General features: G+C 69.7%; 15 protein-coding genes and 1 pseudogene. 5 read left to right on the top strand and 11 right to left on the bottom strand.

The genetic code is table 11. The annotated features are described in order from the left end of the window. Positions 1 to 34: 34 nt before the first annotated feature. Together ACLJQZ_RS04160 and ACLJQZ_RS04155 are read right to left on the bottom strand one after the other, a co-directional pair. Complete coding sequence (locus ACLJQZ_RS04160) at positions 35 to 1,033, bottom strand: tannase/feruloyl esterase family alpha/beta hydrolase (RefSeq protein WP_410618677.1); 999 nt, start codon at positions 1,031 to 1,033, stop codon at positions 35 to 37. A gap of 432 nt (positions 1,034 to 1,465) precedes the next feature. After that, on the bottom strand, positions 1,466 to 1,879 hold the full coding sequence (locus ACLJQZ_RS04155; protein ID WP_410618676.1) for a winged helix-turn-helix transcriptional regulator: 414 nt from the start codon (positions 1,877 to 1,879) through the stop codon (positions 1,466 to 1,468). A gap of 106 nt (positions 1,880 to 1,985) precedes the next feature. Between ACLJQZ_RS04155 and ACLJQZ_RS04150 the strand changes: the two genes are divergently transcribed. Then, positions 1,986 to 2,819, top strand: coding sequence for an enoyl-CoA hydratase/isomerase family protein (locus ACLJQZ_RS04150; RefSeq protein WP_410618674.1), 834 nt, complete (start codon positions 1,986 to 1,988; stop codon positions 2,817 to 2,819). Positions 2,820 to 3,797: 978 nt separating this feature from the next. On the opposite strand, the gene ACLJQZ_RS04145 is transcribed toward ACLJQZ_RS04150, so the two are convergent. Both ACLJQZ_RS04145 and ACLJQZ_RS04140 read right to left on the bottom strand, forming a co-directional pair. Further along, the gene (locus ACLJQZ_RS04145; protein WP_410618673.1) at positions 3,798 to 7,883 is read right to left on the bottom strand and encodes a hypothetical protein; all 4,086 of its coding nucleotides are present in this window, start codon (positions 7,881 to 7,883) and stop codon (positions 3,798 to 3,800) included. 146 nt (positions 7,884 to 8,029) lie between these two features. Beyond that, entirely contained in the window at positions 8,030 to 8,503 is a 474-nt protein-coding gene (locus ACLJQZ_RS04140) for a hypothetical protein (protein WP_410618672.1), read from the bottom strand. 147 nt (positions 8,504 to 8,650) lie between these two features. On the opposite strand from ACLJQZ_RS04140, the gene ACLJQZ_RS04135 reads away from it, so the two are divergent. Both ACLJQZ_RS04135 and ACLJQZ_RS04130 read left to right on the top strand, forming a co-directional pair. Then, positions 8,651 to 8,785: a hypothetical protein gene (locus ACLJQZ_RS04135; protein ID WP_410618671.1), complete on the top strand. Its 135-nt coding sequence runs from the start codon at positions 8,651 to 8,653 to the stop codon at positions 8,783 to 8,785. A 68-nt stretch (positions 8,786 to 8,853) separates the two neighbouring features. Further along, a pseudogene (locus ACLJQZ_RS04130) lies at positions 8,854 to 9,015 on the top strand (GGDEF domain-containing protein); the annotation flags it as partial. 180 nt (positions 9,016 to 9,195) lie between these two features. On the opposite strand, the gene ACLJQZ_RS04125 reads toward ACLJQZ_RS04130, so the two are convergent. From ACLJQZ_RS04125 to ACLJQZ_RS04105, 5 genes are all read right to left on the bottom strand, one after another. Further along, positions 9,196 to 10,155: a pyridoxal-phosphate dependent enzyme gene (locus ACLJQZ_RS04125; protein WP_410618670.1), complete on the bottom strand. Its 960-nt coding sequence runs from the start codon at positions 10,153 to 10,155 to the stop codon at positions 9,196 to 9,198. Next, positions 10,152 to 10,805 carry a transcriptional regulator gene (locus ACLJQZ_RS04120; protein ID WP_410618669.1) on the bottom strand — a complete coding sequence of 218 codons (654 nt, stop codon included), beginning with the start codon at positions 10,803 to 10,805 and terminating at the stop codon, positions 10,152 to 10,154. Before ACLJQZ_RS04120 ends, ACLJQZ_RS04125 begins: the two co-directional genes overlap by 4 nt. Continuing rightward, positions 10,798 to 11,151 carry a RidA family protein gene (locus ACLJQZ_RS04115; RefSeq protein WP_410618667.1) on the bottom strand — a complete coding sequence of 118 codons (354 nt, stop codon included), beginning with the start codon at positions 11,149 to 11,151 and terminating at the stop codon, positions 10,798 to 10,800. The genes ACLJQZ_RS04120 and ACLJQZ_RS04115 overlap by 8 nt, the downstream gene beginning before the upstream one ends. A gap of 126 nt (positions 11,152 to 11,277) precedes the next feature. Next, a complete protein-coding gene (locus tag ACLJQZ_RS04110; protein ID WP_410618666.1) occupies positions 11,278 to 12,648 on the bottom strand; it encodes an endo-1,4-beta-xylanase in 1,371 nt (456 codons plus the stop codon). A gap of 46 nt (positions 12,649 to 12,694) precedes the next feature. After that, on the bottom strand, positions 12,695 to 13,447 hold the full coding sequence (locus ACLJQZ_RS04105) for a GH12 family glycosyl hydrolase domain-containing protein (protein ID WP_410618664.1): 753 nt from the start codon (positions 13,445 to 13,447) through the stop codon (positions 12,695 to 12,697). A gap of 230 nt (positions 13,448 to 13,677) precedes the next feature. Between ACLJQZ_RS04105 and ACLJQZ_RS04100 the strand changes: the two genes are divergently transcribed. Continuing rightward, positions 13,678 to 16,554: a glycoside hydrolase family 9 protein gene (locus ACLJQZ_RS04100; protein ID WP_410618662.1), complete on the top strand. Its 2,877-nt coding sequence runs from the start codon at positions 13,678 to 13,680 to the stop codon at positions 16,552 to 16,554. A gap of 175 nt (positions 16,555 to 16,729) precedes the next feature. Here ACLJQZ_RS04100 and ACLJQZ_RS04095 read toward each other — a convergent pair whose 3' ends face one another. Both ACLJQZ_RS04095 and ACLJQZ_RS04090 read right to left on the bottom strand, forming a co-directional pair. Continuing rightward, the gene (locus tag ACLJQZ_RS04095) at positions 16,730 to 17,812 is read right to left on the bottom strand and encodes an RICIN domain-containing protein (protein WP_410618660.1); all 1,083 of its coding nucleotides are present in this window, start codon (positions 17,810 to 17,812) and stop codon (positions 16,730 to 16,732) included. Between the two features lie 16 nt (positions 17,813 to 17,828). After that, the gene (locus ACLJQZ_RS04090) at positions 17,829 to 20,198 is read right to left on the bottom strand and encodes an RICIN domain-containing protein (RefSeq protein WP_410618659.1); all 2,370 of its coding nucleotides are present in this window, start codon (positions 20,196 to 20,198) and stop codon (positions 17,829 to 17,831) included. 258 nt (positions 20,199 to 20,456) lie between these two features. Between ACLJQZ_RS04090 and ACLJQZ_RS04085 the strand changes: the two genes are divergently transcribed. Then, on the top strand, positions 20,457 to 21,200 hold the full coding sequence (locus tag ACLJQZ_RS04085) for a FadR/GntR family transcriptional regulator (protein WP_410618658.1): 744 nt from the start codon (positions 20,457 to 20,459) through the stop codon (positions 21,198 to 21,200). The last annotated feature ends 98 nt before the right edge of the window (positions 21,201 to 21,298 follow it).

The following is a 21,298-nucleotide window of genomic DNA, read 5'->3' as shown; positions in this document are numbered from 1 at the left end:
TTCCACTGTGGATGGATGGTGGCGCGGGGTTGCGTTATCGCCGGCAGGTGAAGCTGCCGGCGGCGTTCGGGTCCCCGGCGACGTAGCGGGGCCAGGTGGGGTACGGGCACAGGGGACGGGTGCGGTGCCCGTTGGCCGGGTTCACGTCGGTGACGACCGGGCGGGCCGGCGCGGTGCCGTGTTCGGTCCAGTTCTCCAGCGCGGTCAGGGAGTCCCAGCCGGCGGCGAAGGCGGCACCGACGTTGACGTGGTTGGCGCCGGGCACGACGTAGAAGCGAGCGAACCGGTCGGTGGCCTGGCGGCCGACGGTCTGCTGGACGCGGTCGAAGTACTGCGCGGTGGCGCGGGGGCTGACCAGTTCGTCGGCGGCGCCGTGCAGGAGCAGCAGCTTTCCCCCGGCGCGGGCGAACGGGCGCAGGTCGGGGTTGTTGACGTCCTGCAGCGCCGAGAGCGAGCTGATGCGCTGCAACCAGCGACCGGGGTCGCGTGGGTCGAGAGTGAGCGAGTTGTAGGCCGGGGTGCGGGTGACGAAGAAACGGACCCACTGGTCCCAGAACTGGGGTCCGTAGCCGGCCGTGGTCGGCATCGGCGAGGCCGGTGCCTGGGTGCCCATGCCCAGCAGTGCGGTGGTCATGGTCGCGCCGGACAGGAACGGGAAGCCCGGATAGCCGTGCTCGCCGCTGCGGATCGGATAGTTCCAGTACAGAGGGGAGGAGATCCGCACGATGGCGTTGATCTGGGTGTCGGACAGGCAGGTGTCCGCAGTGTCGGATCCGCCGGGGCAGCGCAGGGTCGCGGGGTCGAAGTGGCAACCGTCCGGGTGGGACACGACACCGTCGGCGAGTCCGTCGCCGCGGTCACAGGCGGCGATGACGCTGCGGTAGAGCAGGTTCTGCTTGATGGGGCCGGGGAAGGCACCGGGCTTGGACAGCAGCTGCCGAATGGACGGACGACGACCTGTTCGGAGTCGGCCTCGACGGGGTGCTCGATCACCTCCTCCCCGGCGGCTGATCGCGTACCTCTCAGCCGGCATCGGGCCCCGTCGTCGTCGGCCGATGGGCACCGAGCACCGCGGCAACGAGCACGATCTCGGCCCAGACCGTCTTCCCGGGTGTGCCGCTGCTCTTCTTGGCCCCAGGCGACCGCGCACCGTTCGACCAGGGCGAGGCCTCGGCCGGTTGACGCGGTGCAGAGGTCGCACCTGCCGGGGCGGCGTTCCGTGCCGCAGTGCGTGGGACACCAGTTCGTCGAGCACGACGCCACCACGCGTCACCCGTCCGCCAAGTCAACTCGCCGCGATTGCGGACAACCTATGGACAAGTCCGCTGTTCCTCCGCGGCGCTCGTCCGCCGCCACAGGCACGCTCAGCGTCGACGGCGACTCTTCGCGCGTCCGAAAGCCGGGCCCGGATGACAGGTGGTGGTGCGGGTGGCCGTCACCCGGGTGGTTCGACGTACCGCCGAGTTCACGGTGCGGACCCGCGGTCGGTGCGGTGGTCGTAAGTCTGCTGGGCCTGCTGGATCTGTGCGCTGTGGTCGACCGTCCAGGAGTAGAGGTGACCGAACGGCTCCCGCAGTGACTCGCCCAGCGGGGTCAGGGAGTACTCGACGCCGACCGGCGAGGTCGGCAGCACGGTGCGGCGGATCATCCCGTTGCGTTCCAGGCGGCGCAGCGACTGGGTGAGCACCCGCTGGGTGACCCCCTCCAGCCGGCGCATCAGCTCGTTGAACCGCGTCGGCTGCTCCAGCACCGCCATGATCATCATGGACCACTTGTCCGCGATCTGGTCGAGGATCGGCCGGCTGGGACAGTCCGAGCGGAACACGACCCGGCCGCCGGTGACGTCCGCGGCCTCGCCGAGCAGGTAGGTATCCCTCATGATCCCTGGTTCTCCCAAAGTGCGTTCTTGATCTTCATCGTCGTGCTGACCAGCATGGGTATGCATCGCAAACCTACAGGCCGATCAGTAACGAAAGGGATCCGTGATGACCGAACAGCCCTACTCGACCCTGCACGTGAGCACCGATCGCGGGGTCGCCCGCGTCGTGCTGCACAACCCGCCGGTGAACGTGCTCGGCGCGACGATGATGCGGGAGCTGCGCACCCTGCTCGACGGGTTCCGTGACGATCCTTCGGTCCGGGTCGTCGTCTTCGCCAGCGCCGACCCCGAGTTCTTCCTCGCCCACGTCGACATGCTGATCCTGGAGGATGCCGACGGCCTCGACGAACTCGCCAAGGCAGCACCCGAGGGGGTCAATGTGTTCCAGGCCGTCGGCGAGCTGCTGCGCCACCAGCCCCAGGTGACGATCGTCGAGCTCGCGGGCAAGGCCCGCGGCGGTGGCGCGGAGTTCGTCGCGGCCGCGGACATGGCCTTCGCCGCGGCGGAGACGGCTGGGCTCGGCCAGGTCGAGGCGCTCATGGGCATCGTTCCGGGTGGTGGCGGCACGCAGTACTTGCGTGAGCGGGTCGGGCGCAACCGCGCTCTGGAGATCGTCCTGGCCGCAGACCTGTTCGACGCCCAGACCGCCGCGGCTTACGGCTGGATCAACCGGGCTGTGCCGGCCGCCGAGCTGCGCGGTTTCGTCGATCGGGTCGCCCGCAACATCGCCGCGCTACCCGACGGGGTCATCGCCGCGGTGAAGCAGGCTTTGCCCGCCGACGACCTCACCGCCGGATACCTGCGCGAGCACGACGCGTGGGCGTCTCAGGTCGAATCGCCGGCCGTGCAGAAGCTGATGGCCGCGGCGGTGCCGAACGGGGTTCAGACACGCGAAGGTGAACGCGACCTCGAAACGCTGATGCGCACCATCGCCCGCTGAGCCTCGGCGGACATTCCGGCGGCGTGGAGGGGCTTGCCGATGCGCGTTGCTCTACGACGGCTGGAGGCCTGACATCGACGGCGTCGGGCCGTACAGCGGCTACCGCGCGACAGCTGCGTCGGGCCAGACGTACTCGGGGGCGCACAGCTCAATCACGGGCGCCGAGCTATTACCTGTCCACGTGCTCGGAGGAGAGCATGTCGCAATGGGTCGGCGTGAGCAATGACCATGTCAGACCTGGACAACGGCCGGAGCTTCTCGGGATTCTGGACTCATCCCAACGGCGGCGCTACGGACTACCTTCAGCCCTTCGCTGACTTCGTGTCCGAGCGACTCACGTACGGCAGTCAACTCGGCCAGTACATGAACCACCCGGATGTCCGGTTCCGCACGGCGACGGTCAAGATCTACAACGGGAGTGACGCTCGGCTGTCCATCCAGCGACCCGGGCAATGGATCATGCTTTCGCCGGGTATCGGAAACAAGGTCTGTCCAATACGGACCCGTTGGAAGTCAGCGCCAGCAACTTCACCGAACACTGGGCTCGATGCGGAGCAGTGGCTGAGCCGGACTTGGTGTTGTCGTCGGCGGCGCCAGCGAGACCAGGCCCAGACGTGGTCGACTGCGTCGGTGACACGCAGGATCAGCTTGGTGGGCAAGCGCCGGATGTCCGCTAGCGTGAGTCCGATCATGCCTGGCTCGCCGACACCGATTCCCCTTTCATAGCCAGGGATCGGGAGACGGCGAGCCAGGCGCGGGTGAGCGGGATGCCGTAGGCGGCGGGGAAAGTGCTGATGTGACGGCGATGGGCCTGGTATTGCTCGGCGAGGGTGGAGGGGGACCGGCCCTGAGCTTGGTAGAGGTGGCGGAACGTGGGTGTAACATCTCGCGGCACGCGACATGGTGATCTTCTCTGACCTGCGGGTTCAGGGGCTATCTCACCTCGCAGGCGTAGTAGACGAAGCCACGGCACTGGCTCTACAACCGGGCCGACGCGAAACCCGAGCCCGTGCACTGTGAACTGGCAGGCCCGTCGGGCAGTAGGTCCATGACAGCCGCGATCGCTGACGGCTGGAGTGAGAAGACTGGGCCCATCACTGCTGTCCACCGTCCGACGGCGCATGTCACGGCGACGATTCGGCGTGCCTGTGCGACGTGACCGGCCGCCGTCACGGCGGTGGCCAGTGTGGACAATGCCCGCGTCTGTGAGTCCGGGTCGGTGATCGAGCGGGCCATGGTTTCGGACTGCTCGTGCCGACCGGCCGCCGCCAAGGCGGTCGCGACGTCCGAGAGGGCCTGCGCCTGCTTGATAGGTTCGGTGATGGCGCGGGCCAGGGTTTCTGCATGGTCGTGCCGGCCGGCTTCGGCCAGTTCTTTCACCACCGTGAGCATCGTACTTTCCTGGAACGTTGAATAGGTGATGGCACGGGCCAGGGTTTCTGCATGCTCGTGACGGCCGGCTTTGGCCAGTTCCTCCGCCACCGCGGACATCCCTTGTGCTCGTGGGTATTCGTCCTCGATGGTGCGGGCCACGGCCTCGGCCTGCTCGAACTGGCCGGTCGTGGCCAGTTCTCCGACCACCTCGAGCGTCACGTATCCCCGCCACGACGGGTCGGCGATGGCGTGCTCCAGGGTTGTGGCCACATCGAGGTGACCGAGCTTGGTGTAGGTCCTTGCCACGGCGGACATCACCACCAATTGGTGGAGCGCATTGGTCACGGCGCGGGCCGCGGTCTCGGCCTCGTATGTCAGCTGTACGGCCCGCTTGTGCTGGCCGGCTGACATCAAGGCGTTCGCGAGGTCGCACAACGCCCACGCTTGTGGCTCCGGGTCGGTGAGCGACCGGACCACGCGCTCGGCTCGGACGACGACCTTCGTGGCCGCCCGGGGCTTGCCGGCCTTGGCCAGTTCCTCCGCCACCCCAGCCAGATCGCGCGCCGGAGAATCCGGGTCGGTGAGCGCACGTGTCATGGACTCGGCTCGTGCGAAGACTCGCGCGGCTTGTCTGCGCCGGCCGGCTTTCGTCAGCAGCACCGCCAAGTCCAGCGTTGCTCGCGTCTGCTCGTCTGGGCGGGTGATGAGGCGGATCGCCGCTCGAATGTGGCCGGCGACCTGGGCGGCCTGTTTGTGCTGACCGACCTCGATCAGCGCGGCCGCCACTGCGGACAGTGCTGCCGCCTGCCGGTTGGGGTCGTCGATCGAGCGGGCCACGGTCTCGGCTCGCTGGTGCAGGTTGTCCTGGCTCAGCGCTCGCGCTACCGCGGTCAGCTCTTCCGCCCGCGACGCCGTGTCGATGAGCGCCCGGGCCGCGGTCTCGGCCAGCTCGTACTGGCGGGCCTGGACCAGGGCGTCCACCAGGGCCGATGTCACCACGGCCACTTCGTCCACGTCGGTGACGGTTCGTGCTGTGGTCTCGGCCAAGGCCGCGAGGCGGCCGGCTTGCTCATGTTGACCGGTGCCGCCCAGCACTCCGGCCAGCTCGGCCAACGCCTTGGCCCGCCGTTCCGGGTCGTTGATCGACAGGACGACGGCCTCGGCGCGTGCTGAGGTCTGTTCGGTGCCGGCCAGCGCGACCGCGACCTCCGACAACGCCGATGCCTGTTGGTAAGGGCCGTCGATGGAGCGGGCCAACGTCTCGGCCTCCTGATGGTGACCTGCCTCGCTCAGCGACTTCGCCACCCGGGACAACGCCCTCGCCTGTCCATCCGGATCGTCGATCGAGTGGGCCACACGTTCAGCCCGCTCGTGTTCGCCGACCTCGGCCAGCACCCGGGCAAGGACGGCCAACGCCGTCGCCCGCTTCTTCGGATAGGCGATCGAGCGGGCCACGTCTTCGGCTTCCTCGTGTTCGCCGGCCTTCGCCAGGGTTTCGGCCAGGTGTGACAGCGCCGAGGCCTGCTCCTCCGGGTCCACGATCGCCCAGGCCATCGCTTCGGCCTCAACGTACCGGCCCGCGTGGGCAAGCACTTCCGCCAGGTTTGAGAGTCTCTCCGCCGGCTCGTCCGGGTCGTCGGTCGAGCGGGCCAGGGTTTCCTGCTCGGCGATGATCCGCAGTGCTCGCTCGTGCTGGCCGCCTTCGGCGAGTGCGTCCGCCACCGCGATCACCATCCGTGCCTGCCGCGCCGGATCTTGGATCGACCGCGCCAGGGTCTCGGCCCGCTCGTGCTGGTCGGTGTAGAGCAGTTCCCAGACCAGATCCGACAAGGCCCTGTTCTGGGCCTCCAGGTCGGCGATAGCGCGGGCGAGGGTCTCGGCCTGGTCGTACTGACCCAGACGGGCATGCACTCGGACCGCGGCGTATGTCGCGTCCGTCCGCTGCTTCGGATCGGTGATCGCCGAGGCCGCCGCGACAGCCCGGGCAACGACCTGGGCGGCCTGCTCGGGCTTGTCTGCCTCGATCAGCGCTTCCGTCAGCGCCGTCAACGCCTGCGCTCGGTGATTTCGGTCGATGATGGTGAGGGCCACGGCTTCAGCCCGCTCGTACTGCTCGGTCCGGACCAGAGCTCCCGCCAGATCTTCCAACGCCGATGCCAGATAGGACGGATCGGTGATGCCGCGAGAGATGGTTTCGGCCCGCTCGTGCTGTCCGTCCTCGGCAAGTGCACTTACCAAGGCCGCCAATGCGGAGGCCCGATCACGCGGATTCGTGATGGCAGCGGCCACGGTCTCGGCCTCCGTGTACTGCCCGGCCTCGGCGAGTGCTTTCGCCAGGTGCCCCATCGCGGCTGCGTGCCAGATCGGGTTGGTGATGGAGTTGGCGAGGGCTTCGGCGCGCGCGTACTGACCGATCGTGGCCCAGACGCCGGGCAGCTCGGAGGGGATGTGGCTGTTGCGGTCGGCGAGGCCGTCGCGGTGGCGGGCGAGGAGGAGAGCGGCTGTCAGGTCCGGGTCGTCCTGGGCGGCGATCGCCTCGTGAGCGGCGGCGATCTCGGCAAGTGCGGCGGCGTCCCCGCCGGTCAGGTCGAGCATCCTGTCATGCCGGGCCGTGTCCAGGGCGCAGGTGATGAGTCTGCCGGTGTCGTCAGTGGCCCGCAGCAGCTGGAAGTAGCCACGCAGCAGGTAGACAGGGCTGTCGGCGGGCCAGTCTTGCGCGCGGTACTGGTCAGCCCAGGCGTGCAGCCGGTTGCGGTACCCGGCAAGGATCTCCCCGCCGAGTGCGTCCCGGGCCGCGGTCTGCAGGTTTTCGTGGGCCAGCAGGTAGACCCGCTGCGACCCGTGATAGGTGGTCCTGGCGGTGAACGTGCGCCCGCTGACCTCCTTCAGGATCTGGCCGATTGCGTACGGCGCCAGCTCGGTCAACGCAGCCAGGTCCGCGGCGGTCAGGCCACCGCCTGCCGCGACGAGCAGGCCGAGCAGGTCCCGGTGGACGGTCGGGGCGTCGGCGAGCAGGTTATGCAGCTCGTGCTCGGCGGCGTCCTTGATAGCCAGTGCGAACGAGGAAGTGGACAGCGGATGGATGATCCGCGGATCGCGCAGTGGATGGTCCTGCGACACGTCGTGGGGGATGTCGGGGTTCAGCCGTCCCGCCACGACCACTTTCAGGCCGTGGCCGAGCTGCTTGGGCAGCAGGCGGGCGATACTGGACTGGCCCGTTGCCGGGCCGCGGTCCTCGTCGAGGCCGTCCACCACCAGTACCAGCCGTCGACCCGCCTCCGCGCAGCTTCGCGCGGCCCTGCGCAACAGCAGCCGACGGTGCCGGTCGCGTTCTGCGGGTGTGAGTCCCTCGGGCACGCTCTGCCCGAGCAGCTCTTCCAACTGGCCGAGCAACGATTCGGTGAACGCGGCTGCGTTGTCCTGGCCGGCCTGGCGGGCGGTGATGAAGAACGACACCACGACCACCCCGGCCGGCGGGTTCAGGACGAACGTCGACATCAACGCCGACTTGCCTGCCCATGCCGGTGCTCGCCACCACGTGTACCCGGCCTCGCCACGGCAGAAGGCGGCCAGCTCGGCCAACTCCGCCGACCGACCCCGCAACCCGTCGACGGGGGCGATCTCAGCGACCAGCTCGAGCTGCTGGCGGTACCCCGATCGCGTCACCGGCCGCGCCGAACCCTGGTACACGGGCCCGGTGTAGTGGTGGAGCGTGTCGATCGAGTGCGCGGCCACCGCGCCGCCGGAGGCACGAATCCCACCGGACACCGCCGGCGTAGGCCGGCCGGGATCGGTTCGCCCGGGGTGCGACGAGATGCCGGGGGAGCCGGGTGCGGTCAGCCGCGTGACCGGCCCGGCGCCGAAGGGTCCGGTGGCGGGGTCCCGAGATGGACCCCGCCGGTGATGTTCCAGGCCGCCACCGAGCCGGATTCGGCGTGCACATCCACATCGCCGGCGATCGCCGTAGAGCCGGCGCCGACGGCAGTCGGTCCCTCCGCGGCCCGCAGCTGTGTCACGAGGTCCGTGACGGCTTTGGTGAATTCGGCATCTTTGGCGGCAGCGGCCTGGATGGCCAGCTCGACTCGTTGCCGGGTCAGGTCGCTGACCTGCTCGTCAGTCGCGGCCTCGTCCCTCAGGTCCTTCCATGCAGGATCCAGCCCGAGCTTGGCGGCCACCATGTCGTGCAGCCGATCCAGACTGCCGTCGACGACCGCGTTCACCTCCGCGTCCAACCGCCCCGCGGCCCGCCGAACCTTGCGCACCACCCAAGCGATCCCATACCCGACGACGACACCCGCCTCGACCATCACGTCGCCCACCTCACCGTCTCGTATTCGACTGGTTACATCTTGCCTGATCAACAGCAGGCTCGGCTCGCACTCGATCCGGTGGTCGCCCGGTCACCGCGGGCCATCGGAAATCGCGCGAGGGACCGGTCGCCATGGACAGGTCAAGGGGTGTCGCTCGTCGACCAGCTCCTCGACGTCGTAGACCGGGCGGCCCTTCTCACCGCCGGCCAGCTGCGCGCGGGAGATCACCCGGCACAGCCGGTGATACCCCTCCTGCTGCCTGGCGATCACCAGCAGGTGTGATCCAGCGGGGTCCGGTTCCCCGTTCTGGGGAGATCCGGCGGCGGTGGTGGCCGCCGGTGGCGTTGCTGATGATCGTCCCGACGTTCGCGCTGCACCAGTGCGTCCAGCTTGATCAGTTCAAGCTCGCCGCCCGTACCGATCCGCGCACGGGGCTCCTGAACGCCGTCACTTGGCACGAGCAAGCCAGGACAGCGCTGGACCGTGCCCGCGCGACCGACGGACGGGGTGGTGTCCTGATGATCGACCTGGACTGGTTCAAGCGCATCAACGACACCCACGGCCATCCGGCGTCGACGAGGACGAAGCCCATGCCATCGCCGAACGCATCCGTACGCGGATTCGCGTCGATGGTCTCGTCGGCTCGGTGCGGACGAAGCATGCCGGCGGCGAAGAAAAGGATGCCCGCCGGATCAGTCGTCGAGCAGTTCGGCGAAGCGCTCCGGGCTGATGTTGCCGCCGCTGATGATCACGCCGACCTTGCCCGGCGCGGTGACCTGGCCGCTGAGCAGTGCGGCGATACCGGTCGCCCCGCTGGGTTCGAGGACGAGCTTCAGTCGCTCGAAGGCGAACCGCATTGCGTCCCGGATGGCGTCGTCGGTGACCAGCGCGATCTCGTCGACGAGGTGCCGGTTGATCGAGAACGTGAGCTCGCCGGGGATCTCGGCGGCCTGGCCGTCGGCGATCGTGCGGGGCACGGGGATCGTGACGCGGTCGCCGGCCGCCAGCGAGCGCTTGGTGTCGTCACCCGCGGCCGGCTCGACGCCGACGACCCGGATGCCGGGCTGCAGCGCCTTCGCGGCCGTGGAACTGCCCGCGATGAGGCCACCGCCGCCGACCGGGACGACCAGGGTGTCCAGGGAACCCGCGTCCTCCAGCAGTTCCAGGGCCGCGGTGCCCTGTCCGGCGATGACGTGCGGGTGCTCGTAGGGCGGGATCAGCGCGAGCCCGCGCTCGGCGGCCAGCGCCTGCCCGATCGCGACCCGGTCGCCGGTGTAGCGGTCGTAGGTGACGATCTCGGCGCCGTAGCCCCGGGTAGCATCCACTTTGGACTTCGGGGTGTCTTCCGGGACGAGGATCACCGCGCTGCTCCCAAGTTCCCGCGCGGCGAGCGCGACGGCCTGGGCGTGGTTGCCCGAGGAGTAGGCGGCGACGCCCTTGGCCAGCTGCTCCGGTGTGAGCCGCGAGACGGCGTTGTACGCGCCGCGGAACTTGAAAGCCCCGATGCGCTGCAGGTTCTCGCACTTGAGCAGCACTTCGGCGCCGACGAGGTCGTCGAGGGTGCGCGAGCGCACCACCGGGGTCCGGTGCGCGACGCCGGCCAGGCGGACGGCGGCGTCGCGGATGTCGTCGAGGGTCACGGGCGCGGTCATGGTGCTCCTGGGGTGCGGATGTCGGAGAGGTAGTTGTAGGCGGAGGCGCGGGAGATGCCGATGCGGGCGGCGACCTGCGGGACCGCCCGCCGCACGGCGAAGACGCCGCGGGCGTGCAGGCTGCGGAACAGGTCGAGCCGCTCGTCGCGGCTGAGTGCGGCCCAGGGTTTGTTCAGGCGCAGCTGGTGCTCGTCGACGATCGCGTCGACCACGGCGTCGATGTCGTCGCCGAAGGTGGTCGTCGGTGGTTCCGCGGTCGTGCCGACGTCGGCCAGTTCGCCGACGAGGGTCCGCAGCTGGCCCAGCGCGGTGACGTCGAGGTTCACGCAGAGCGCGCCGAACACCGCGCCGCCGCTGTCGCGGACCAGCATCGTCGAGGACTTCACCAGCTTGCCGGAGGCGGTGCGGGTGACGTAGTTCAGCTGGTCCTCGGCGTCGTCGCCCTGGGCGAGCAGGCCCATGCCGATCTCGCTCATCGAGCCGCCGACGGTGCGTTCGGTGACCGAGCCGGCGATCGCGACGACCGAGCTGTCCGGCTGCCGGAAGTCGTGCACGACGACCTCGCAGAACGAGCCGAGGGTCGCGGCGATGCCGTCGGCGACCGGGGCGAGCGCCGCGAGGATCGCGTCCCGCTCGGGAACCTCAGGCATCCCGCACCCGGGCGAGCGCCTCGACCTCGACGACGGCGCCGTAGGGCAGCGACGCCACTCCGACGCAGGTGCGCGCGGGCCGTGGTTCGGCGAAGAACTCCTCGTAGAGGGCGTTGAGGCCGGGCCGGTCGGCGATGTCGGTCAGGTACGCCACGACCTCCACCACGTCGGCCCGGCTCGCGCCCACCGACCGCAGTGCGGCGTCGAGGTTCGCGAAGGCCTGCGGGCATTCGGCGTCGAACCCGCCCGGTACCAGGTCGCCGGTTCCGGTCACGCCGAGCCGTCCGGAGACGGAAACCAGGTCGCCGCTGCGGAAGGCCGGCGGGTAGGGGTGCTCGTTGGTCATGGACATAGCGTATATCGAGTGGACGGACTGTCCAGATGGCCTGCGTCACGCCGGTCGCACGTACGCTCCGGCGTCGATGGGGCCCGGCTCCGGCTCGTGGTGCCGGGCCCCCTGACGTGGAGCGGATCAAGCCGCGGCGCAGGCTGCCGTGACGCCGTCGGCGCTTCCCGTTCCCTGGAAGCCGAATTCGGTGGACTGCCCGGCCGCGACGCTGCCGTTGTAGCTGACGTTGGTCCAGTTCACCGTGCCGCTGGTGCCGCTGTTGCCGGCGCTCCAGCCGTTGGTGACGGTCGCGCCGGAGGGCAGGTTCGTCGTCACGGTCCAGCCGCTGAGGGCGGTCGTTCCCGCGGTGACCTTGACCGTCGCCACGAACCCGCCGTTCCACGAGTTGAGGGAGACCGAGGCGCTGCACCCGCCGGACTGGGGGGTGGTCGTCGTCGTGGGTGTGGTGGGAGTCGTCGGGGTGGTCGGTGTCGTCGGCGTGGTGGTCGCGCCGCCGGCGTTCAGGGCGTCGAGGACACTCGTGTAGGCGGCCTTCTTGTTCCCGTTGCTGTCGAACAGGAGCGGGTTTTCACCCGTGCGCCAGGAGTCGCTGTCGCGAATGCCCCAGACGGTGATGCCGGCGCAGCGGGCGACGGCCATGCAGGCGCGCGTGACGGTGCCGTAGACGCTTGCCTGGTTGGAGCCGGAGATGTCCAGTTCGGTGATCTGGACTTCGACGCCGAGGTCGGCGAACCGCTGCAGGTTGGCCTGGTAGTCGCCCGGAGCGGAGTTGGAGAGGTGGGACTGGAAGCCGACGCAGTCGATCGGGACGCCGCGGGACTTGAAGTCCTGCAACATGTTGTAGATTCCGGTGCTCTTGGCGTTGACCCCGTCGGTGTTGTAGTCGTTGTAGCAGAGCTTCGCGCCGGGATCGGCGGCCCGCGCGGCGCGGAAGGCGGCTTCGATCCAGTCGTTGCCGGTGCGCTGCAGGTTCGAATCACGCCGGCCACCGCCGCCGCCGTCGGCGAAGGCCTCGTTGACGACGTCCCACGAGTAGACCTTGCCTTTGTAGTGGGTGGCGACCTGGGTGACGTGGTTGATCGCGGCTTGGCGCAGGGCGGAGCCACTGAGGCCCTGGGCCCAGCCGGGTTGCTGCTGGTGCCACAGCAACGCGTGCCCGCGGACGCGCTGGCCGTTGCTCACCGCCTGGTTGAGGATGCGGTCGCCGCCGCTGTAGCTGAACTGGTTCTGGTTCGGCTCGGTGGCGTCCCACTTCATCTCGTTTTCCGCGGTGACCATGGTGAATTCGCGGTTCAAGATGCCCGTGTAGGTCGCGTCACCGAGCTTGCCGGCCGAGACGGCGGTGCCGAAGTACCGGCCGGTCTGAGCGGCCGACGCACCCAGCGTCGTGGCGGCGCCGGCCGAGGTGGCGAGCACCAGCGAAACCCCGAGCGACGTCGCCAGGAACGTCGAGGCGATTGCCGCACGGGACAATGACCGCGATGTCATCTTCATGTTCACACCTTCCGGAGTGCACCTGGGGGCCAGGCGGGGACGAGCTTCAGTTGACGTTGGCCGAGAACGAGTTGACCGCCAGGCCGACTCCGCCGCTCCACGGCTCGAAGCCGGCTTGGACGCTGGTCAGGTACCAGGAACGATCGACGCGGGTGCGGGCGTCGACGTCGTTGACGAAGTCCATGACGTTGAACGACCAGCCCGCGATCGGGGACTGGGCGACGTAGGAGACCACGTCGTTGCCGCCGTTGTTGCCCTGCCACACTTCCCAGCTCCGGCCGCCGAGACTGGTGGTGCCGACCCGGCCGCCGACCGGTTGCACCGATCCGGTGCGGTTGAACCAGATCATCAGTTCCATCTGGTTGACCCCCGTGGTCTTCGCGGTCGGGTCCATCCAGATGTCGTAGGAGGCGTCGAAGGTGGACCCGCCGACGTAGGTGTAGGAGATCGAAGACGGGGCGCTGCCGATCCGGTTCAGCTGGCGCGGCAGGTTCGTGCCGGGGGAGCAGTTCCCGTAGTGGCAACCGACGTAGACCGCCGGGTACGACAAGGGGGCGCCGCCACTGGTGGATCCCTGCTGGGTCTGGATCCGGAAACCGCTGCCGGTGACGTTGATGCACTGCTGGGCGCTGCTGCCCCATCGGTTGTTCATGACGACGTACCGGCCACCGATCGTGGTCGTCCCGTACTGGTCGCAGATCAGGGTGTCCGCGTGTGCGGCCGGTGCCGCCGTGAGGGCGGGAGCCACGAGCCCGGCTGTGATCAGTGCTACCGCGGACAGAGCGTGCTTCAGTTTCACGTGCCGCCTCCACCTCGTCGTGGGAGTGTGCCTGGGAGCGCTCTCAGGCGGGCCGCTTCCGATGAAACCACAGGGGAACCGGTGAGCAAAGAGTTCACCCGTGATCAATTTTCCTTTCTTCCGAAGAAAGTTCGCCGGTGATTGCCAGGGGGCCTGGGTGGCGGCTACCGTGCTGGGAGCGCTCCCAGTCCGGATCACCATCGACGCCGACGAAGACGAGGAGATGGCGTATGCGGGCAACGAAGTCGCGGGCCGGTCTGGCCCTGCTGGCCGCGGTGGCGCTCGGGGTGACGGCGATCGCCGTGCCCGCGGCGGCCGCGGACTACGAGCGGGTGCTCAACGGCACCTTCTCCGGCGGCACCCTCGACCCGTGGTGGGCCGGGGCGGGCACGAGCGGCCGTGTCACAGCCGGGGAGTTCTGCACGGACGTGCCCGGCGGCACCGCCAACGGTTACGACGCGCTAGCGGGCCAGAACGGGGTGCCGTTCGAGGCGGGACAGCCGTACACCCTGAGCTTCGACGCGCACGCGACGACCACCCAGCAGATCTCCGCCGTCGCGGGTGAGGCCGTGTCGCCCTACCGGCAGATCTCGCGGACCGACCTGACGGTGACCCCGTCGACGCAGCACTTCACGGTCACCTTCTCGTCCACTTTGGACTTCCCGGCCGCCGGTAACGGCCAGCTGGCGTTCTGGTTCGGCGGTCAGGCCGCCGCCAACACCGTGTGCCTGGACAACATCTCCCTCGTCGGCGGCGTCGTGCCGCCCGGCGGCCTGCCGCCGACGAGCGGCATCCGGGTGAACCAGGAGAGCTACGTGCCCGGACTGCCCAAGCGGGCGACGCTGATCAGCGACTCGACCTCGCCGCTGACGTGGACGTTGAAGAACGCCGCCGGGAGCGCGGTGGCCACCGGCCGGACCACACCGCGGGGCGCGGACGCGGCCTCCGGTGAGAACATGCACGAAATCGACTTCTCCGCCTACGACACCGCGGGCACGGGCTACACGCTGAGCGCCGGGGCCGAGACGAGCTTCCCGTTCGCCATCTCCGCCGACGCGCTGCAGAAGCTACGTCAGGACTCGCTGGCGTTCTTCTACCACCAGCGCAGCGGGATCGCGATCGACGCCGCGTACGTCGGGGCCGCCTACGCGCGCCCGGCGGGGCACGTGAACGTCGCGCCGAACCAGGGTGACGACAACGTCCCCTGCCGTTCGGACCTGAACTGTGGCTACACCCTCGACGTGCGCGGCGGCTGGTACGACGCGGGCGATCACGGCAAGTACGTCGTCAACGGCGGGATCGCCGCCTGGGAACTGCTGGACCAGTACGAGCGGGCGCTGCGGCTGGGGGACGCGAGCGCATTGGGAGACGGCAAGCTGGCGATCCCGGAGCGGGCCAACGGCGTGCCCGACATCCTCGACGAAGCCCGCTGGGAGGTCGACTTCCTGCTGAAGATGCAGGTGCCGGACGGCAAACCTCAGGCGGGCATGGTGCACCACAAGATCCACGACGCGCAGTGGACGTCCCTGCCCACCCGGCCCGACCAGGACAGCCAGCCACGCCGGCTGTCCCCGCCGAGCACCGCGGCGACCCTGAACACGGCGGCCGTCGCGGCGCAGGCGTCCCGGCTGTGGCGGACCATCGATCCGGCGTACTCGGCGAAGCTGCTCGCCGCGGCCGAGAAGGCGTATGCGGCGGCGAAGGCGAACCCGAACGTCCTGGCCGACCCGAATGACGGCACCGGCGGTGGGACGTACAGCGACAACACCGTGACCGACGAGTTCTACTGGGCCGCCGCCGAGCTGTTCACGACCACCGGGAAGAGCGGCTACCGCGCCGACGTCACCGGCTCTTCCCTCTACCGCGGGAAGAGCTTCACCACGCACGGCTTCGACTGGGCTTCGACGGGCGCGCTCGGGGACATCACGCTCGCCGTGGTGCCCACCGACCTGCCGGCGGCGGACGTCACGGCGATCAGGACGGCGGTCACCACGACCGCCGACAGTCACCTGGCGCAGATGGCGTCGATGGGGTACCCGGCGCCCTACCGCACCGCCGACGGCTCGTACGAGTGGGGTTCCAACGGCCTGGTGGCCAACAACGGCGTGGTCCTCGCCCTGGCGTACGACTTCACGAAGCAGGACAAGTACCGGGACGGCGCGTTCGCGGCGATGGACTACCTGCTGGGCCGCAACCCGGCGAACTACTCCTACGTCTCGGGCCACGGTGACCAGCCGGTGAAGAACGTGCACCACCGGTTCTGGGCGCACCAGCTGGACGCGTCGCTGCCGACCGCCCCGCCCGGCGCGCTGTCGGGCGGTCCCAACAGCGGCCTGCAGGACCCGACCGCGGCGCGGCTGCTGGCCGGCTGCGCGCCCCAGCGGTGCTTCGTCGACGACATCCAGGCGTACTCGGTCAACGAGGTCGCGATCAACTGGAACTCGGCGCTGGCCTGGCTGGCCGGCTGGACCGCCGAGAAGTCGTCCTCCACAGTGGACACGACGGCTCCGACGGCCCCGGGCACCCCGGTCGTGTCCGCGATCTCCAGCGGCGGTGCGACGCTGACGTGGACGGCGGCCGAAGACCCGGAGAGCGGTGTCCGAGGCTACGACGTCGTCCGGGTGACCGGCTCGGCCCGCACGGTCCTCACCACCGTCACCGGAACGACGGCGACGGTGACGGGGCTCTCGCCGTCGACCGCCTACACCGTGGTCGTGGTGGCGCGCAACGGCGCGGGCCTGGGGAGCGCGGACTCGCCTGCCGCGCAGTTCACCACCCGGCCGGCCACCCCGGCGGGCGGGTGCCAGGTGACGTACGCGGCGAACACGTGGGACGGCGGCTTCACGGCCACCGTCACGCTGAAGAACACCGGCACGACCGCGTGGACGACCTGGAAGCTGGGCTTCACCTTCCCAGGCACCCAGAAGGTGACGCAGGGATGGTCGGCGACGTGGGCGCAGTCCGGCGCCAATGTAACCGCCACGGCCATGCCGTGGAACGGCTCGGTGGGCCCGGGGCAGTCGGTCGCGATCGGGTTCAACGGCAGCTACGTGGGGAGCGATCCGAATCCGTCGGCATTCGCGGTCGACGGAAGGGCGTGCGGCTGACGACCGACCCGCTCGCCGGAGCCCCGAGGATCCGGCGAGCGGGTGTTGTCGTCCGTGAGCCGGGCGGGTGGTGGCCGCGGAACGCGTACCTGTTTCGTCGCTCGCATCGTTTCCCACAAGCGTCGACGACCGGGAGCGTGCTGCGACCGGGGGAAGGCCGGCGGGAGGGACGCTTTCAGCGCAGCGTCCACCGCTGGTTCGCTTGCCCGCCGCAGGCCCAGAGGATCAGCTGGGTGCCGTTGGCCGTGCCCTGCCCGTACGCGTCGAGGCAGAGGTTCGACTGGACCCCGGTGATCGTGCCGTCGGCGTTGACGGTCCACTGCTGGTTGGCCTGGCCGTGGCAGTCCCAGACGATCACCGGAGTGCCGTTGGCCGTGCCCTGGCCGGACGCGTCGAGGCACTTGGTCCCGCCGACGGTCAGCTCCTGGCCGGTACGGGTCCACGCCTGGCCGGCCTGTGCGCCGCAGTCCTGCAGCCGAACCTGGGTGCCGTTGGCCGCACTCGCGGCGTCGAGGCAACGGCCTGACTGCGTGCCGACGATCTGCCGGGCCGTGGACGTCCCCGGCGTGCCGATGCTCCCGGGCACGGACTGCAGGGCCCCGAACCAGGTGGCGGCCATCTTGTCGTACCCGGTGGCGGTGGGGTGGATGCCGTCGGTCAGGTCGGCGGCGGTCAACGCGGCGTGCATGTCGACCAGGTGCACGCGCTTTCCGGCGTTCCGGTTGCTCTGCACGATGCCGGGGATCGCCGAGTTGAACGTGCGGACGGCGGACTCCTGTCCGGAGTTGGCGAGCGGGATGATCGTCGCGACGAAGACCTCGGCGTCCGGTGCCGTCGCGGTGATGTGGTCGATCAGCCCGGACAGCCGGGCGGGCGCGCGGCCGACGTCGTAGTTCTGCAGGACGTCGTTGGTGCCGATGTGCAGCAAGACCGTGTGCGAGCCGGTGTTCCGCAGCCAGGTGACGACGTTCGCGTCGATCTGGTCGATGCGCCAGCCCGGGTGGCCCTCGTGGTCGTGGTCGCCGAGGGCGGCCGGGCCGTTGTACTGCGAGCCGGTGAAGTCGACCTGGTAGCCGCCTGCGCTCAGGCGCTGCCACAGCCCGATCCGGTACCCGCCGGGCACCTGCGTGCCTTCGGTGATGGAGTCGCCCAGCGGCATGACCCGGACGCCGCCGTTGGACTCGGCGGCCGCCGGGGTGCCGGGGAGGAACGCGCTGAGGAACAAGGCCGCGGCGGCCGCGGCGAATCGGATTCTCATGGCTCTCCTCGATCGTTCAGCCGAAGGTCCACTTCTGGTTGGCCTGGCCGGTGCAGGTCCACAGCCGGACGGCGGTGCCGTTGGCCGTGGCGCTGCCGGTCACGTCCAGGCACAGTCCGGATTGGACACCGGTGACGGTGCCGGCCGAGGTGACCTGCCAGCGCTGGTTGGCCCCGCCGTTGCAGGTCCAGATGACGATCTTGGTGCCCGGTGTGGTGCCCTGCCCGGAGGCGTCCAGGCACCGGGCGCTGTCACCGCTGTAGACGGTCAGTTCCCCCGCGGTCGTGCGTGTCCAGGACTGGTTGGCGCCGCCGGTGCAGTCCCAGATCTGCACCTGGGCGCCGGGGGTGGTGCTGACGCCGTTGACGTCCAGGCACCGGCCCGGGCCGGCCGCGCGCACCGGGCTCGCGGCCGGCCCGGTGCCGCCCGGGCCCGCGGCGGCGATGACCTGCTGGGCGCCCGAGGGCCAGCTGGTGCCGCTCACCTGGACGTTGCCGCTCAGGACGTTGTTGTGCGGCGACCCGGTGGCCACGTTCGTCGCGCCGCCGTTGTACCAGTTGCCGCTGAAGGTGCTGTCATTGGTGTTGTTGGTGCCGCTCGCGTTGGTGAAGGCCCAGACCCCGGAGTCCTGGATCACGTTGGCCGACAGGGAGACGTAGCGGGAGCCTTCGTCCAGGTACAGGCCGACCGTGTGGTGGTTGTCGTACACGTGGTTGTGGTCGATGGAGCTGCCGGGATTGGCGGAGAGGTTGTAGAGGCTGCCGCCGTCGTGCATGAGCTTCTTCGTGCCGTGCACCCGGTTGTAGCTGACGACGGTGCCCCGCAATGTCGTCGCCGTGGAGTACACGGGCTGGTAGTCGTACAGGCCACGGTTGCGGTAGTCCTGGCTGCCGCCCGGGTCGTTCGCACCCCAGCCCCAGCCGACGTCGATCCCGTCGTAGGTCAGGTTCGAGACGTCGTTGTGGGTGATCACGGCGTGCGCGACGTAGGTCGACAGGATGCCGGCCATTTCCCGGTAGTCCAGGGCGACCCGGCTCACGGTGTTGTTCGACAGCGTGATGTCGCGGTTGGTCATCGCCGGGTTCGACGGGTGGTGGGCGTCCGGCCGTACGCCGCCGGCCACGATGCCCGCGCCCGAGTCCTCGGTGAAGGTGTTGTGGTCCACGGTGATCGACGACGCTCCGAGGCCGACCCCGGACGCGTGCGCGTTCGCGTCGTTGCCGATGCCCAGTGCCACCTGCCCGAGGTGGGTGAAGGTGTTGCCGCTGAACGTGATCCCGGTGGCGGCCGAGACCTGGACGGCGGCCGGTGCCTGCGCCCAGCTGTTGCGGGCGCCCTCGAACAACGGGCAGCCGGACTGACAGGAGCTCAGGAAGTCACCCGGCATCGACGCCGCGGCCGGGAGGAACGTGCCGCTCTGCTGGTTGGCGTAGCCGACCGACGTGCCCGGCGTGAGCCAGGTGGTGTGCTCGAAGTGCAAGCCGCTGAAGGTGAGGCCGCGCACGGGGTTGTCGTAGCTGCCGCTGATCCGCAGCAGCGACGTCAGCCGCGGCAGCTCGACGTCGTGACTGCCGGGCACCCAGCCGCTCGGCGCCTTGTAGTAGAGCTTCCCGGCCTGCGGGTCCAGGTACCACTGGCCGGTGTTCTTGAGGAACGAGTAGGAGTTCTCGAGGAACAGCTGGCCGCCGCCGAAGGGTTTGGCGAGGGTGTCGTAGCCCCAGTTGTTGTTGTTCCACGCGGGTTGCTGCATGACGATCGACGTACCGCTGACGTGATCGACGGGGGAGTAGCGGTCGGTGAAGGAGTTCTGGCTCTCCACCTCGATCCGGTTCTGCTGCGGCAACGTCGCGAGGTAGTTCAGCGCGGAGTTGACGATGGTCATGCCGGACGTCGTGATCTGCACGTCGCCGCGGGAGATCGGGATCGACGCGCGCGGCGCCAGCGCCCCGTCCACGAACAGCTGCCGCGAGTCGGCGCCCTGCGGCACGGACGCCGCCCAGATGTTCTGGCCCGGGTCCTGCACCGCCCAGCCGGTGACCTGCGAGCCGCCGGACAGGATCGGCGTCTGGCCGGAAGCGGCCTGCCAGGTGACGGTGTGGCCGTTCTGCCCGGAGTCGGCGCTGGTGAACGTCAGCGGGGCGGAGAGCCGGTAGGTGCCGCCCGCGAGCTGCACGACGACGTCGTTGGCGGCCGACCGGTCGCGGGCCAGATGCTGCGCCTTGGCCGGGGTGGCGACCGGCTGGTCGAGCGTGCCGGGGTCGGCGTCGTCGCCGGTGGGCGCCACGGCGATGGTGACGGTCGCGGCGTGGGCGGGCGGCGCGGCGAACGCGGTCACCACGAGGGCGGTGACGAGCGCGGCGGCCACGGATCCGGTGCGCGGCGGCATGGCTGTACCTCTCCGGGAACGGGGGACATCGGGCGCCGGGTGTCCACAGTGGACTGAGGAGCCGGCGAGGATGTGTACGACTCATACGAGGCCAAGGTGGGGCCGTCGTCAAGAGACGAAAGGAGGCATCGCCGCCGTTCGATCTTTCCACCTGGGGGAACGCATGTAAGTTTCATTCCGCGCGCCGGCGCTGTTGACCGGACCGCCGGGCCGCGAGGTACAGTCACTGGCCGGCGCCCACTGAGTCATACTCATCGGGTGACCCGCAACGAGGAAGCCGCACCGCCCGCGCCGTACCGGCCCGGCTACGAAGTGGTGGCCGAGCAGATCCTGCACCTGATCGCCGAGCTGGAGCTGCGGCCCGGTGACCGGATGCCGACCGAGGTCGAGCTGGCGGCGCGGATGGGAACCAGCCGGACCGTGGTGCGGGAGGCCGTGAAGATCCTCTCGGCGATCGGCCGGGTACGCGCGCACAAGGGACGTGGGCTTTATGTGTCCGACGACGAGGGCATGCTCGGTGCTTCCCGCTGGGGCGGTTTCTTCCTGCCCACCGATCTCGACCACGTTTACATGCTCTTCGAGTTCCGCCGGGTCCAGGAGACCGCGGCCGGCCGGCTGGCGGCGGCGAACGCCACCCCGTTGGAGCTGCGTGCGATCGAGACCGCCGCCGAGACCTGCCGGCAGGGTCACCTGAGCGGTCAGTCGGACCTGTTCGACCGCGGCGACGACGACTTCCACCTGTGTGTCGCGACCGCGTCCCACAACCAGTTCCTCGTCGCGGCCGTACGCGAAGCCCGTCGCCTGCAACGCCAGACGAACATCATCGGGATGTCCGGCGCGGTCGGGGGGCACGCCGCGAGCGCGATCGACGAGCACGCGGCGATCTACCGGGCGATCCGGGACGGCGACCCGGAGGAAGCGGCCCGGGCGGTCGCCGTCCACCTCGACAACACCCTGGAGGACTACCGGCGCGAGATCCAGCGGCGGCTCTTCGACCAGTGAGCGCGGGAGTGCGTACCCGGGGACCGGCTTCGGGTACGCAGTCCTGTGCTCATTCCTTTGTGGACATCCGTGATCGAGGGACGGCCGCGATGCGTTGC

The sequence above is a fragment of the Amycolatopsis sp. cmx-8-4 genome (genome assembly GCF_046548675.1).
GTDB lineage: Bacteria > Actinomycetota > Actinomycetes > Mycobacteriales > Pseudonocardiaceae > Amycolatopsis.
The sequence above is the reverse complement of the archived record's forward strand: the minus strand, read 5'-3'. Positions and strand labels throughout refer to the sequence as shown.

Coding starts and splice junctions, on each gene's coding strand:
- ACLJQZ_RS04160 (WP_410618677.1), bottom strand. CDS start 1,033: ATGCCGGCTGAGAGGTACGCGATCAGCCGCCGGGGAGGAGGTGATCGA.
- ACLJQZ_RS04155 (WP_410618676.1), bottom strand. CDS start 1,879: ATGAGGGATACCTACCTGCTCGGCGAGGCCGCGGACGTCACCGGCGGC.
- ACLJQZ_RS04150 (WP_410618674.1), top strand. CDS start 1,986: ATGACCGAACAGCCCTACTCGACCCTGCACGTGAGCACCGATCGCGGG.
- ACLJQZ_RS04125 (WP_410618670.1), bottom strand. CDS start 10,155: ATGACCGCGCCCGTGACCCTCGACGACATCCGCGACGCCGCCGTCCGC.
- ACLJQZ_RS04120 (WP_410618669.1), bottom strand. CDS start 10,805: ATGCCTGAGGTTCCCGAGCGGGACGCGATCCTCGCGGCGCTCGCCCCG.
- ACLJQZ_RS04115 (WP_410618667.1), bottom strand. CDS start 11,151: ATGACCAACGAGCACCCCTACCCGCCGGCCTTCCGCAGCGGCGACCTG.
- ACLJQZ_RS04110 (WP_410618666.1), bottom strand. CDS start 12,648: ATGAAGATGACATCGCGGTCATTGTCCCGTGCGGCAATCGCCTCGACG.
- ACLJQZ_RS04100 (WP_410618662.1), top strand. CDS start 13,678: ATGCGGGCAACGAAGTCGCGGGCCGGTCTGGCCCTGCTGGCCGCGGTG.
- ACLJQZ_RS04095 (WP_410618660.1), bottom strand. CDS start 17,812: ATGAGAATCCGATTCGCCGCGGCCGCCGCGGCCTTGTTCCTCAGCGCG.
- ACLJQZ_RS04090 (WP_410618659.1), bottom strand. CDS start 20,198: ATGCCGCCGCGCACCGGATCCGTGGCCGCCGCGCTCGTCACCGCCCTC.